A 13,896-nucleotide genomic window follows, 5' to 3' on the forward strand; every position below is an offset into this window, starting at 1 on the left:
GGAGTGCTGAGCCGTCCCGGTGTGATGTCCGTCATCTGAGACGTGACGCGTGTTACTTCACGGTCATCGGACCCGTCCCGGACGCTACTCTCCGCCGAAGAGGCTACGAGACCGGGCCGTGACTGGGCCGTATGGAAGAACGTGGGGTGTGAAGTGGCTGGGAAGCTCGCCGTCATCGGTGCCGGACTCATGGGTTCGGGAATCGCGCAGGTCTCCGCACAGGCGGGCTGGGACGTCGTCCTGCGCGATGTGACGGACGCCGCGCTGACCCGCGGCACCGACGGGATCAAGGCCTCGTACGACCGGTTCGTCGCCAAGGGCAAGCTGAGTGCCGAGGACGCCGAGGCCGCGCTGGCGCGCATCACCACGAGCACGGACCTCGACGCGGTCGCCGACGCCGACATCGTCGTCGAGGCCGTCTTCGAGAAGCTCGAGGTCAAGCACGAGATCTTCCGGGCGCTCGACAAGCTCGTGCGCGAGGACGCGATCCTCGCCTCCAACACCTCCGCCATCCCGATCACGAAGATCGCGGCCGTGACGGAGCGTCCGGAGCGGGTCGTGGGCGCGCACTTCTTCTCGCCCGTCCCGATGATGCAGCTGTGCGAGCTGGTGCGCGGCTACAAGACGAGTGACGAGACCCTCGCCACCACGCGCGCCTTCGCCGAGTCCGTCGGCAAGACCTGCATCGTCGTCAACCGCGACGTCGCCGGCTTCGTGACGACGCGTCTGATCTCGGCGCTCGTCGTCGAGGCCGCGAAGCTGTACGAATCGGGCGTGGCCTCCGCCGAGGACATCGACATCGCCTGCAAGCTGGGCTTCGGCCACGCCATGGGCCCGCTGGCCACGGCCGACCTGACGGGCGTGGACATCCTGCTCCACGCCACCAGCAACATCTACACGGAGTCCCAGGACGAGAAGTTCGCGCCGCCGGAGCTGATGCGCCGGATGGTGGACGCGGGGGACATCGGCCGCAAGAGCGGGCAGGGCTTCTACAAGCACTGAGCACGGCCGCCGTGTGGACTCCCGCCGAGGGGGTAGGCGCGGCACACGCAGTCAGGGGCGACACCGTTCGAATGCCCTCACCCGTCGGGGTGAATTAGGTATCGGTTCGCTCACGGTCGGCAACTTCCCTGCCCGCGCGGCAGTCAGTTGCAGTGAGAGTTGCCGACCACGGCCCCATCGGATCACACGAACGCCGCACTGCCGGGAGCACACATGTACATCAGGGGCGACCACGCCGAACTCGCTGTCGGGGGCCGCCTCGACGTGCGCAGCGCGGCGGACGCCCGTACGGCCTTCCACACCGCGCTCGACGACGGCGTCGGAGACCTCGTGCTCGATCTGACCGGTCTCGACTCCTGGGACGCGACCGGGCTGGGGGTCATCATGGGCGCCCATCGGCGGGCCGGGCGGACCGGACGGCGTCTCGTGCTGCGTGGGGTGCCGCCGCAGATGCAGCGGTTGCTGGTCGCCACCCGGCTGCATCGGATCCTCGCCATCGAGGGCGGGCTCGAAGCGGAATCGCTTCCGCGGGTGTGAGGTGAGCGGGGCCGGCTCCGTGCCCCAGGCGGGACTTTCGAAACACGCCCTAGTGGGGCGAATCGTAACGGTCCGGTCGTGATGGCACCCCTGTGGTTCCGGGACGGGCGATCACGGTCTAGGGTTCGGGCGAAACCGGACCAGTAGCGGCAGCGGAGTGTGCGAAGGCCGGGCGGGACGACGGCGCACGACGCGATCGGGAGACTTGGTCATGGACCGTACTCAGGGGCAGCCCACTTCGGACGATGCCGCCGCTCCGGCGGCCGGGCCCGCGCGCGTCGTGCGGCTCAGCGTCGGCGAGTACGTCCTCACCGTCAATCCCGTCGACGGGAGCGAGATCGAGGCGCGGCGACCCGACGGCGATACGGAGTCGGCCGCTCCGGCTCGTCGCGACAAGGCCTCGCGGGAGGCCCTGGACGCCGCCGCACGGCCTCCCGTGCCGCCCGGGGCCCCGACGGTCGCCCTGCCGTTGTTGGAGCGGGAGGAGGAGCGTGAGCGGCTCGCCCGGTTGCTCGGACGCGGGCGTTCCGTACGGCTCACCGGGCCCGCGGGATCGGGTCGCACCGCACTGCTCGACGCGGTCGCCGGCGACTGCGAGGACCTCGCCCCCGACGGGGTCGTCCGCCTCTGCGGGCACCGACAGACCCCCACCGAGCTGTTGTACGCGCTCCATTCGACCGTCTACGCGCCCTCGGAGCACGTCCCCGACCGCCCCGCGCGCGCCGAACTCCTGCGCCACGTCGGCCAGATCGGCGCCGTCGTGCTGCTGGACGACCTCGACTTCGGCGGCAGCGCGCTGGAGGAACTCCTGCGCGCCACCCCCGAATGCGCCTGGCTGCTGGCCGCGTCCCCGGACACCCCCGCGCCCTCGGACCGCTCGCACCTGGAGGAGGTCTTCCTCGCCGGGCTGAGCCGGGCCGCGTGCGTGGAGCTCCTCGAACTCGCCGTCGGGCGGCCGCTGACCGAGCTGGAGAGCGCCTGGGCGGGGGACCTGCGCTTCGCCTCCGAGGGGCTCGCGCTGCGCTTCGTCCAGGCGGGCGGGCTGCTGAGGCAGCGCGACGAGATGAACCGCGGCGCCGAGGACGGCGACGAAGAGGAGCCGGGGGTCTTCGAGGGGCGTCCGCGCGACGCCGTGCTCGTCCCGCTGCCGACGCTCGCCGAGGGCGCCGCCCCGGCCGAGCTGCTGGTCTCGCGGATCAGCGAGTCGGCCCGGGCCGCCCTGCGCTTCGCCTGCGCGCTCGACGAGGAGATGCCGCACCCCGCGCACCTGCCCGCCCTGGTGGGCGACACCCACGCGGACGCGGCGGTCGGGGAGCTGCTGGCGTGCGGGCTGCTGACGGCGGCGGGCAGCCGCTACCGGCTGGCCGCCGGGGTGGCCCGCCAGCTCGCCGATTCGGGCTTCGGCGCCTCCGGCGAGGCGCTGACGGCGGCCCGGCACTACGCCTGGTGGACCGGCCACGCCTCGGTGACGCCGCAGCGGGTGGCGGCCGAGGCCGACGCGGTGCTCGCGGCCCTGGCGGGCGCCGACGTGGTGGCGGCCGTCCTGCTGGCCCGCACGGCCGCGCCCGCCTTCGCCGCCTCCCTGCACTGGGGTGCGTGGGAGCGGGTGCTGCGGGCAGGGTCCGAAGCCGCCCGGACGGCGGGGGAGGTCGCCGAGCAGGCGTACTTCCACCACGAACTCGGCGTCCTCGCGCTGTGCGGCGGCCGGCTGGACCGGGCCCGCGCCGAGCTGGAGACCTCCAACGGGCTGCGCGGCGCCCTCGCCGACAAGCGCGGCACGGTGGCCGGCCGCAGGGCGCTGGCCCTGGTCACCGACCGGGAGAAGGCGGGCCCGGACGGCTCGCCCCCGCTGCGCCTGGAGGCCCCCGCTCCGCCGGGGTCCGAGGCGCAGACCCAGGCGTTCCCGCTGGTGCGCGTCGCGCCGGTGCCCGTGGTGCCCCCGGCGGCCTCCTTCGAGGAGACCTTCCCGCTGGACGCGAAGCCGCCGGCCGGGCCCGTGACCGTACGCGTGCCGGTGACGCGGCCCGTGCGGGAAGCGGGACCGCGGTGGCACCGCCGCCCCGCGGCCCTGGCGGCGGGCGGCGTCCTCGCGGTGTTGGCCCTGGGCACGGCGGTGAGCTTCGCGATCTCCTCCGGCGACGCCTCCGCCCCGCAGGCTCCGGGTACCTCGCCGGTCCCGTCGTCCGCGCCCGACGCCAGCGGGAACGATCCTGCACCCGCTCCCGCGGGCCCCGGCACCTCGTCGTCCGCGTCCGCGCCCACCCCCGCCGCGCCGTCGTCCCCGGGCGCCGCGACCCCGGCGCCCTCCGGCTCGGCCTCGACCCCGGCGCCCGGGGGCGGCCCCTCGCGCCACCCGGTCACCAAGCCCCCGTCGACCCCGGCCTCGCCCCCGGCGTCGTCGCCGCCCGGCTCCACGCCCCCGGCGTCCCCGCCCGCCTCCCCCTCGGCCTCCACCTCGCCGAGCGTCCCGGTCACCCCGACGAGCACCACCACGAGCCAGCTCTCCCCGCCCGCCGCCACCCCCTGAGGCGGCCGGCGCGCACGCGCGAGCGCCCCCTCCCGCCGACGGCGGGAGGGGGCGCTCGGGTGCGAAACCGGGGTGGAACGGGGCCGGCGCGGGGCCGGATCAGGTCAAGATCAGAAGAGCCGCAGCTTGTCGTCCTCGATGCCGCGCATCGCGTTGTAGTCGAGGATCACGCACTCCATGCCGCGGTCCGTCGCCAGCACGCGCGCCTGCGGCTTGATCTCCTGGGCCGCGTAGACGCCGCGGACCGGCGCGAGGTGCGGGTCGCGGTTCAGCAGTTCCAGGTAGCGGGTCAGCTGCTCGACGCCGTCGATCTCGCCGCGCCGCTTGATCTCGACGGCCACCGTCGCGCCCGAGGCGTCGCGGCAGAGGATGTCCACCGGCCCGATCGCCGTCATGTACTCGCGGCGGATCAGCGTGAAGCCCTCGCCGAGGGTGTCGATCCGGTCCGCCAGGAGCTCCTGGAGGTGGGCCTCCACGCCGTCCTTGATCAGGCCCGGGTCCACGCCCAGCTCGTGGGAGGAGTCGTGGATGACTTCCTCCATCGTGATGATGAGCTTCTCGCCCGCCTTGTTGACGACGGTCCAGACACCCGCCTCATCCCCGGTCCCCTCCTTGAGGGTGCAGGGCGGGGACATCCAGTTGAGCGGTTTGTACGCCCGGTCGTCCGCGTGGATCGAGACACTGCCGTCGGCCTTCACGAGGATCAGACGGGGTGCCGAGGGCAGATGGGCGGTGAGCCGGCCCGCGTAATCGACGGAGCAGCGGGCAATGACGAGACGCATGGTCGGCAACGCTACTCGACCGACCCGCCTCCACGCGATTCGCCCCCGAAAGCCCCGTTCGCCGATGGCGCGTTGTATGCGCATTCTCCTGGTGCGGTACCCACCGGGCGCCTACCGTGGTGAGCGGGAGGTCGTCGTGCGTGCACGCTGCGTCGCGGTTTCCCTTCCCTGCCCGTAAGACTCCGGTCACCAAACGGCCGGGGTCGCGAGAGGAGAACCCATGTCGCTCGACGTCTCACCGGCCCTACTTGAACAGGCCGAGCGAGGCGAGGTCGACGAAGCAGCCTTCGTCGACTGCGTCCGGACCTCCCTGCCTTTCGCGTGGGAGATGATCAGCTCGCTGGTGGCCCAACTGAAGGTTGACGGCGGCGAGTTCGCCGACAACCAGACGCCGCCGCCCAACGAGCAGGCGCGCGGCCAGCTGCTGCGCGCACTCGCGAGCGATGCGATACGAGGTGCGCTCCAGCGGCACTTCGGAGTGCGCCTCGCGTTCCAGAACTGCCACCGTGTGGCGGTGTTCCCGCTGGACTCCTCGGCGGATGACCGGCTGGCCAAGTTCACGTCCATCAGGGGCCAGCTGCTCAACCAGTCGTCGGAGCTGCGGGACTGTTAGTGACGTGAGCCTTCGCTGCCGCTCCGTATCGCGGGAGGTGCGACTGATACCGGAGCGGCAGCCATAGCCCGGGCGGCCCGGCGCGCGGGTCAGCCGAGCAGGGGCAGGACCTCGAAGCCCAGCCGACGCACGTTCTCCTCGGTGCCCGCGAGATCGCCGCAGCCCTCCGTCATGAGGGCGAAGCGGGTGATGCCGGTGCGCTCGGAGGTGGCCGCCAGCCGGTCCGCCGCCAGCTCGGGCGTGCCCACGGGGTGCAGCTCGCAGAGCAGTTCCGTGTACGCCACCGGGTCCCGCATCGCGCGGACCCGACCGTCCACCGTCACATGCGCGTCCAGCCCCTGTTTCAACCAGCCGGGCATCGCCTTGAGCAGGGCCTCGCGCGCGTCCGACGTGCGGTCCGCGAGCTGGCAGACCCCGGCGGAGACGTGCCCCGCGGCCAGCACCCGCTCGCGCGGATGTCCGGCGGCGAGCGCCGCCTCCCGCCAGAGCGCCACCATCCCGGCCTTGTCCTCGTCCCCGCTGTGCATGCCCAGCAGCATCGGCAGCAGCCGCTCCGCGGCGAGGCGCACCGAGGCGGGGGAGGTGCAGGCGACGATCACTTCCGGTCCACCTCCGTCCTCGTCCGCGTCCAGGGATTCCGACGGGCGCGGTACGACGGCCACCTCGCGGAAGCCGTACCGCTCCCCGGGACCCGGGGGCACCCCCACGCTCGGCTCGGTCAGCCACCGCCGCAGCAGGTCCAGGGCCGCCGGGAAGCCGTGCTCGTACGCCTCCAGGCCGCCGCCGAACACCTCCAGGTCCACCCACGGCCCGCCCCGACCCACCCCGAGGGTGAACCTGCCGCCCGAGGTGAGGTGCAGCAGGGCGGCCTGTTCCCCGAGCGCCACCGGATGTGCGTTCGGCAGCACGCTCACCGCCGTCCCCACCCGCAGCCGCCGGGTCCGCCCCAGCAGCAGGGCCGCCAGGGTCACGGCCGAGGGACACACTCCGTACGGGACGAAGTGGTGCTCGGCCAGCCAGACCGAGTCCAGCCCCGCCTCCTCGGCCACTTCCGCGGTCCGCACCGCCCTGTGCAGGGCCTCGCCCGACCCCTGGCCGGGGAACTGGGCCCCCAGTACAAACGCTCCTACGCGCATCGCCTTCTCCTCCTCGCGGCTGACGCGGCCTCCCCAGGTGGACCGGCTCAGTGAGACACCGTCTGTTGGCAACAACGTCTGACACGTGCCAAAGGCACGGCCTGACAGGAAAGTTATTGGGATTGTCGGGGAATCGTCTTCGGTCACCCTGCGGGTACCCCGGCCCGCTGCGCGTAGTCTGGAGAAAAGTCCTGTCCGTCCGCCGATCCGTGAGGTATACGTGTCACCGCGCCACAACCGCCCCCGAGGCGGCGAGAACCCAGCCGAGCGACCGGATGCGGATTCGAGCCGCGGACCGGGTCCGGAGCGGTTCGGCCTGGAGCGCACGGAGGAGTACCAGGGCGAGGAGTGGAAGGTCCGGCACGTCGCCGGGGCGAGCACCATCGGCAAGCGCTACCGCTGCCCCGGCTGCGACCAGGAGATCCCCTCGGGCACCCCGCACCTGGTCGCCTGGCCCGAGTACGGCGGCGTGGACGACCGCAGGCACTGGCACAAGGCCTGCTGGAACGCGAAGGACCGCCGCACCTCGCGGGTGCAGCGGTCCCGTAACGCTCCCAAGTACTGACCCGGGCCCGGGCTTCACACGTCGCGGCGCCGGACCGCCAGGTACGAGGCGCCCACCGTGGCGCCGGTCACCAGGAGGAGCAGGAACAGCTGGAGCACCTTGCTCGGCAGGTCGGTGCCGTCCGCCCCGCCCGGCATGCCGAAGAGCTGCATCATGGCGACCAGGGCGTTGTAGTCGAGGACCAGCCGTCCCAGGCCCGAGGACGCCGGCCAGATGCTGAGCATCCCCCCTATCACCGGCGGCAGCGTCACCACGCCGATCATCACCGCGATCGCCCCGGCCGAGTGCCGCACCAGCGTTCCCACGGCGAGCGCCAGCACGCCGAGCAGGGTGACGTACACGCTGACCAGCAGCCCCGAGATCCAGGGGGTGACGGCGTCGTGCGGTCCGGAGCCGGGGCCCCCGTGCACCATGGCCGTCGTGACCCCGACCAGGAAGATCGAGCCGATCACGGTGACGAAGGCGACCGCGCTGAAGACGAGGTACTTCGCCGTGAGCACCCGGTGCCGGTCGGGCGCGGCGGCGAAGGTGGTCCGGGCCAGCCCGGTGCCGTACTCGGAGGTGATCGTCAGCACCCCGAGCACCATCACCGAGACCTGTCCGACCAGCAGGCCGAACAGCGCGGGCGCGATGTACGGCATGTTCACGTAGTTCGCGTCGGAGGTCTGAGAGACGAAGGCCAGCCCGATGCCGACGACGGTCACCACCAGCGAGCCCAGGGTCCACACCGTGGAGCGGACCGAGATCATCTTGGTCCACTCCGAGGCCAGCGCGTGGCCGAGGTGCGGGCGCGGGGTGGGCAGCGGGGCGGTGTTGCCGGCCGGGCCCGGCCGCGGCGCCGGCTGCTGCTGCGTGCTGGTCGGCGGGGTCATCGGGAGTCCTCGGGCTTGTTCGTGACGGCCCCGGCGAGATCGGCGGGGCTGCTCGGCATCAGGAAGGACGCGGCGGCCCGGGCGGGCCCGGCCGCGGGGGCCTCGGGCGCGGGATCCGGCGCCGCGGGCCCGGTGCGCGCGGGCGCGCCCTCGGCCGCGGGGGCCGCGGGCGCGTACCAACCGTCGTGGGGGACGACCGGCGGGGCCTCCTCCTCCCAGGCGGGCACGCTCAGCGGCTCCGGTTCGAAGAGCTCGGCCCGCGGGTCGTCGGTGGAGGTGTACTCGACCGCTGCGTGCGTCATCCGCATGTAGGCCTCCTCCAGCGAGGCCTTGTGCGGCGACAGCTCCCACAGCCGTACGCCGCCCGCGTGCGCGAGGTCGCAGATGCGCGGCAGCTCCAGCCCGGTCACCCGCAGGGCGCCGTCCGGCTCCTGGAGGACGCGTCCGCCCGCCCCGGTGAGGATCTCGAAGAGGGCCTTCCGGTCGCCGGGGGCGTCGTCGGAGGTGCGGACCCGAGCGAATCCGGCCGAATTGTGCGTGATGAACTCCTGCACGCCCATGTCGGCCAGCAGCCGCCCGCGCCCGATCACGATCAGGTGGTCGGCGGTCAGGGCCATCTCGCTCATCAGGTGCGAGGAGACGAAGACGGTCCGACCCTCGGCGGCCAGCTGCCTCATGAGGTTGCGGACCCAGAGGATCCCCTCGGGGTCGAGGCCGTTGACCGGCTCGTCGAAGAGCAGCACCTGCGGGTCGCCGAGCAGGGCCGCCGCGATCCCGAGCCGCTGGCCCATGCCGAGCGAGAAGCCCTTGGTGCGCTGGCGGGCCACGTCCTGGAGGCCGACCACCTGGAGCACCTCGTCCACCCGCTTCTCCGGGATCCCGGAGAGCTGGGCGAGGGCGAGCAGGTGGACCCGGGCCCGGCGGCCGCCGTGGACCGCCTTCGCGTCGAGCAGGGCCCCGACGTTGCGCTGCGCGTTCGGCAGGTCGCGGAAGGGCGCGCCGTTGATCGTGACGTGCCCGGCGGTGGGCCGGTCCAGGCCGAGGATCATGCGCATGGTGGTCGACTTCCCGGACCCGTTGGGCCCCAGGAAACCGGTCACGTGACCCGGCCTGACCTGGAAGGAGAGCTGGTCGACCGCGGTCTTCGCGCCGAAGCGCTTGGTCAGGCCGACTGCCTCGATCATTCCGTGTCCCTCGCCAGGCCGGCGGGATTCGCCCGCGTAAGGCTTAAGAGGATATCGAGCCTCGTACGGTTCCACCCCCGGCCGATCCCTGAGGTACCCCTGAGATGCGACCCGGGGCCGCCCCTGAGAAGGGACGGCCCCGGGTGGTCGATCGGGTCGTGGATCAGGCGTCGCGGTGCTTGAGGACGACGTACCCGCCGACCACGGCGGCCAGCACCCACAGCGCCATGATGCCGAAACCGCCCCAGGGGCCGTACGGCGCCGCCGCGCTGTCCATGCCGCCCGGCACCACCTGCATGACCTTGGAGCCGGCCTGGTCCGGGAAGTACTGCGCGACCTTGCGGGTCGCGCTGACCGCGCCGAGGATCGGCGAGACCAGGAAGAAGAACGGCATCAGGATGCCGAGCGAGAGCATCGAGCTGCGCAGGATGGTCGCCACGCCCATCGAGAACAGCGCGGTCATCGCCATGTAGAGCCCGGCGCCGATGACCGCGCGCAGGACGCCCGTCTCGCCGATGCCGATGCTGTGGCTGCCCAGGATGGCCTGGCCGAGGAAGAAGGACAGGAAGCTCGTCAGCAGCCCCACGATCAGGGCGAGCCCGGTGGCGGCGGTGAGCTTGGCGAGCAGGAAGTTCGCCCGGCCCGGCACGGCGGCCAGCGAGGTGCGGATCATGCCCGTGCTGTACTCGCTGCCGACCACCAGGACGCCGAAGACGATCATGGCCAGCTGGCCGAGGGTCATCCCGGCGAAGCTGGCCACCGTCGGGTCGAAGGTGAGCTGCCGGGCCTGGTCCATGTCCTTGAACGTCGCGTTGAAGACCGCGCACAGGCCGGCGCTGACGCCGACGGTGACGACCAGCGCGGCGATCAGGGTCCAGACGGTGGAGGAGACCGTGCGGATCTTGGTCCACTCGGACTGGAGAACGGCGGGGAAGGAAGCCATGGTCACTTGCCGCCCTTGCGCTGAGCGTCGAAGCCGGCGCCCCAGGCGGGGACGTCGGCGGGTCGGGCCGGGTTGTCGCCGGGGAGCCCGGGTCCGCCGGGTCCGCCGGGTGCGGGGGGTCCCGCGTGGTGCCCGGGGCCGATGGGGTGTCCGGGGGCGCCGGACGAGTGGGCGTGGTACTCGACCGAGTCGGCCGTCATGCGCATGAACGCTTCTTCCAAGGAGGCCCGCTGCGGGCTGAGTTCGTGCAGCACGATCTGGTGCTGGGCCGCCAGCTCGCCGAGCTGCTCGGAACTGGCCCCGTCGATCTCCAGCGAGCCGGTGCCCGGGACGTCGATCGCCACGATGCCCGCCCCGTGCAGCACGTCCTTGAGCCGCTCCTGCTGCGGGGAGCGCAGGCGCACGAAACTGCGCGAGTTCTGCTGGATGAAATCGGCCATCGAAGTGTCGGCGAGCAGCCGGCCCTGGCCGATCACGATCAAATGGTCTGCGGTCAGCGCCATTTCGCTCATCAGGTGGGAAGAAACGAAGATCGTCCTTCCCTCCGAGGCCAGGCCCTTCATGAGATTGCGGATCCAGAGAATTCCCTCGGGGTCCAGACCATTGACGGGTTCGTCGAACATCAGGATTTCCGGATCGCCGAGCAGCGCGGAGGCGATTCCCAGCCGCTGACCCATGCCGAGCGAAAATCCTTTGGACTTCTTCTTGGCGACGGAGGTGAGTCCGACCAGGTCAAGTACCTCGGAGACGCGGCTCGTCGGGATCCGGTTCGACTGGGCGAGGCACAAGAGGTTGTTGTAGGCGCTGCGTCCGCCGTTCATCGCTTTCGCGTCCAGCAGCGCGCCGATGTATTTCAGCGGTTCCGGCAGGTCCCGGTAGTGCTTGCCGTCGATCCTGACCGAGCCGCTGGTCGGGTTGTCGAGGTCGAGCATCATGCGCATGGTCGTGGACTTGCCCGCCCCGTTGGGGCCGAGGAAGCCGGTCACCACCCCCGGTCTGACCTGGAAGCTGAGGTTGTCCACGGCGGTCTTCGCGCCGAATCGTTTGGTAAGGCCCTCGAGCTCGATCATGCGGCCACGCTAGAACGCCGCAGGGCCTTGCGCCACCTCAAAAGGTGTCACAAGGCCCTGGAACGCGGCATTTCGCTACCAGCGAGTAGCATCCGTCAGGTTCAGCCGATCGGCCTCACCCGGCGCACGCGATGCCGGCGGAGTGGGTCAGCGGCTCTGCTGGGCCGGAACGCCACGGGTGACCGGCTCGTCGTCGATCGGGGAACCGGCGGCGGCCACGGCCGCACCGGTCAGCGTCGCGAGCATCTCGCGGACGTTGGTCAGCTGGGCGTTGATGGAGTCGCGGCGGTTGGTGAGCGCCGCCAGCTCGCGCTCGGACTCGCTGCGGATGCGGTCCGCCTTGGCGTTGGCGTCGGCGACGATGTCCTCGGCCTGGCGCTGCGCGGTCTCCACGGTCTGCCGGGCGCGGCGCTCGGCGTCCGTGCGGAGCTTCTCGGCCTCCAGGCGCAGCTGCTCCGCCCGGTGCTCGATCTCGGCGAGGCGCTTCTCGGCCTTGGCCTGGCGGCCCGCCAGGTCGCGCTCGGACTGCTCGCGGCGCTTGGCCAGGTTGGTCTCGAAGTCCGCGGCGGCCTGGGCGGCCTTGGCGCGGGTCTCCTCGAAGAGCGCGTCGGCCTCCTCGCGCTTGGAGGCGGCGTCCTTCTGTGCCTCCGAACGCAGGGTGGCCGAGTCGCCCTTGGCCTTCTCGACGATGCGGACGCCCTCGTCCTCCGCCTTCGACTTGCGGTCGGCCGCGAACGACTCGGCGTCGTTGCGCACCTGCTGGGCCGCCGACTCGGCCAGCTCGCGGTGCTGCTCGGCCGCGCGGCGGGCCTCCTCGCGCAGGTCCTTCGCCTCCTCCTCGGCGAGCCGCAGGATCTTCTCGACCCGGGCGCCGAGACCGGCGTACGACGGCTCGGCGTCGTTGACCTGGGCCTGGGCGTTCTGCGTTTCGAGGTGTAGTTCCTCGATCCGCTTCTCCAGGGAGTTGATGCGGGACAGGGCGCTGTCACGGTCGGCGACGATCTTGGTAATGCGGTCGTCCACCTGACCGCGGTCGTAACCACGCCGCACGAGCTCGAAGCCGAAGGGTGAGGAAGTGTCGCTCATGAGGTTCCTGTCGAATGAGACCGATGAGGTGCTACGTGAGGTGTTAAGGGGAATCCTAGGCGCCGGAGCGGCGTGTCATCGAGTCAATCCAGGTTTGATCTGGACAATGACACCCCTTTTGAGTGGCAAGGCGACGGAATGCTTGTCACTCGTACGCCTGAACCTCCATCAGGGGCACACAATTTGTGCGCCGGCTAGCCCTCTGACGTCTTCCCACCCGATCGAGTGGAACCGGCCGACGCTCCCGCCTTCACTCCGCCCGAGCCCTGACCACCGACCGCGGGCTTGGAGCCACCCGAAGGCGCCTCGAATGATTCCAACGCCTCAAGCACGTCCTGGACACGGGAGATCTCGGCCTGAATGTCCTCGCGCCTGCGCACCAGGACCTCCAGCTCACGCCGCCCCTCCTCGACCAGTTGCTCGGCCTCCGCCTGCGCCGCCGACCGGATCCCCTCGGCCTCCCGGACCAGTTCGGCCTTCTTCTGCTCCGCCTCCTTGAGCAACTGCTCGGCCTTGCGGACGGCCGCGATCCGGACCTTGCCCGCCTCGCTGCTCGCGTCCGACACCAGCGCCTTGGCCTTCGCCTCGGCCTCCTGGCTCTGCTCGGTCGCCGCCTTCACCAGCTTGTCCACGCGCTCACCGGCCGAGCGCATCTGCTCGGACGACTCCCGGCGGGCGCGCTCGTGCAGCTCCTCGACCTCGGCCTCGACCCGGCCGCGCAGCTCCTCCGCGCGCTCCCTTATGGCCGCCGCGTCCGTGCGCGCGCCGACGAGCAGCTCGTCCGCGTCCGTACGGGCCTTCTCCACCGTCGAGTTGCCCTCGACGGTCGCCTCCGAGGTGATCCGCGCGGCCTCCTTGCGGGCCGCGTCGACCATCGCGTCGGCCTGCTCCTCGGCCTGCGTGGTGGCCGCCAGGGCCGCCGCCTGCGCGTCGGACGTGAGCTTGTCCGCCTCCGCCGACGCCTCGGTGATGAGCCGGTCCACCTGCTCCGCGGCCTCGCTGCGGCGCTTGTTGGCCGCCTGCCGGGCCTCGTCCAGCAGCCGCTCCGACTCGGTACGGGCCTGTGCGCGCACGCGCTCCGCCTCCGCGGCCGCCTCCGCCTTGACCCGCTCCGCGCCGTCCCGGGTCCGGGTCGCGTGCTCCTGCGCCGAAGCCAGTGCCTCGGACGCCTCGGCGCGCAGCCGCTCGGCCTCCGTCGCGGCCTCGCCGACCGTCCGCTCGTTGTCCTTGCGGGTCAGCTCCGTGAGGCGGGTCGCCTCCGTAGTGGCCTCGCCGATGAGCCGGTCCGCCTGCTCGGCCGCCTCGGACCGCAGCCGGCCCGCCTCGGCGCGCGCCTCGTCCAGGGTCTGCTCGGACTCCCGCTCCGCCGCGGCCAGCGTCTCCGCCGCGGCGAGCGTGACCCGCTCCGCCTCGGCCGTGGCCTCGCCGATGATCCGGCCGCCCTCCGCGCGGGCGTCGTCCAGGGTCGCGGCCGCCTCGGTACGCAGCCGCTCCGCTTCCGCGGTGGCTTCGCCGATGAGGTGGTCGGCCTGCTCGGCGGCCTCGGTGCGCAGTCGTCCGGCTTCGGTGCGGGCCTCGC

General features: G+C 72.1%; 12 protein-coding genes and 1 pseudogene. 5 read left to right on the forward strand and 8 right to left on the reverse strand.

The features are described from left to right. Positions 1-153 precede the first annotated feature (153 nt). From ACZ4UB_RS21145 to ACZ4UB_RS21155, 3 genes are all read left to right on the forward strand, one after another. A complete protein-coding gene (locus ACZ4UB_RS21145) occupies positions 154-1,002 on the forward strand; it encodes a 3-hydroxyacyl-CoA dehydrogenase family protein (protein ID WP_354382874.1) in 849 nt (282 codons plus the stop codon). Positions 1,003-1,215: 213 nt separating this feature from the next. Next, positions 1,216-1,539, forward strand: coding sequence for an STAS domain-containing protein (locus ACZ4UB_RS21150; RefSeq protein ID WP_354382875.1), 324 nt, complete (start codon positions 1,216-1,218; stop codon positions 1,537-1,539). Positions 1,540-1,750: 211 nt separating this feature from the next. After that, entirely contained in the window at positions 1,751-4,066 is a 2,316-nt protein-coding gene (locus ACZ4UB_RS21155; RefSeq protein ID WP_468072151.1) for an ATP-binding protein, read from the forward strand. Between the two features lie 110 nt (positions 4,067-4,176). Here the strand turns inward: ACZ4UB_RS21155 and nucS are convergent, their stop codons facing one another. Continuing rightward, positions 4,177-4,848 (reverse strand): endonuclease NucS, encoded by a 672-nt coding sequence (nucS, locus tag ACZ4UB_RS21160; protein ID WP_354382877.1) that lies wholly within the window; start codon positions 4,846-4,848, stop codon positions 4,177-4,179. 220 nt (positions 4,849-5,068) lie between these two features. Between nucS and ACZ4UB_RS21165 the strand changes: the two genes are divergently transcribed. Next, entirely contained in the window at positions 5,069-5,461 is a 393-nt protein-coding gene (locus ACZ4UB_RS21165) for an SCO5389 family protein (RefSeq protein ID WP_468072153.1), read from the forward strand. A gap of 89 nt (positions 5,462-5,550) precedes the next feature. Here the strand turns inward: ACZ4UB_RS21165 and ACZ4UB_RS21170 are convergent, their stop codons facing one another. Then, positions 5,551-6,597: an LLM class flavin-dependent oxidoreductase gene (locus ACZ4UB_RS21170; protein ID WP_468072155.1), complete on the reverse strand. Its 1,047-nt coding sequence runs from the start codon at positions 6,595-6,597 to the stop codon at positions 5,551-5,553. 220 nt (positions 6,598-6,817) lie between these two features. On the opposite strand from ACZ4UB_RS21170, the gene ACZ4UB_RS21175 reads away from it, so the two are divergent. Continuing rightward, the gene (locus ACZ4UB_RS21175) at positions 6,818-7,162 is read left to right on the forward strand and encodes an ATP/GTP-binding protein (RefSeq protein ID WP_354382880.1); all 345 of its coding nucleotides are present in this window, start codon (positions 6,818-6,820) and stop codon (positions 7,160-7,162) included. Positions 7,163-7,176: 14 nt separating this feature from the next. On the opposite strand, the gene ACZ4UB_RS21180 is transcribed toward ACZ4UB_RS21175, so the two are convergent. From ACZ4UB_RS21180 to ACZ4UB_RS21205, 6 genes and pseudogenes are all read right to left on the reverse strand, one after another. Beyond that, positions 7,177-8,034, reverse strand: coding sequence for an ABC transporter permease (locus ACZ4UB_RS21180; protein WP_468072157.1), 858 nt, complete (start codon positions 8,032-8,034; stop codon positions 7,177-7,179). Beyond that, positions 8,031-9,218: an ABC transporter ATP-binding protein gene (locus tag ACZ4UB_RS21185; RefSeq protein WP_468072159.1), complete on the reverse strand. Its 1,188-nt coding sequence runs from the start codon at positions 9,216-9,218 to the stop codon at positions 8,031-8,033. Before ACZ4UB_RS21185 ends, ACZ4UB_RS21180 begins: the two co-directional genes overlap by 4 nt. A gap of 163 nt (positions 9,219-9,381) precedes the next feature. Beyond that, a complete protein-coding gene (locus tag ACZ4UB_RS21190) occupies positions 9,382-10,161 on the reverse strand; it encodes an ABC transporter permease (protein WP_468072161.1) in 780 nt (259 codons plus the stop codon). Between the two features lie 2 nt (positions 10,162-10,163). Further along, a complete protein-coding gene (locus tag ACZ4UB_RS21195) occupies positions 10,164-11,231 on the reverse strand; it encodes an ABC transporter ATP-binding protein (protein WP_468072163.1) in 1,068 nt (355 codons plus the stop codon). A 147-nt stretch (positions 11,232-11,378) separates the two neighbouring features. Then, positions 11,379-12,317 (reverse strand): coiled-coil domain-containing protein, encoded by a 939-nt coding sequence (locus tag ACZ4UB_RS21200; protein ID WP_330332681.1) that lies wholly within the window; start codon positions 12,315-12,317, stop codon positions 11,379-11,381. A 194-nt stretch (positions 12,318-12,511) separates the two neighbouring features. Next, positions 12,512-13,896, reverse strand: a pseudogene (locus tag ACZ4UB_RS21205) (hypothetical protein); the annotation flags it as partial.

This window comes from Streptomyces sp. NPDC028419, from assembly GCF_055565515.1.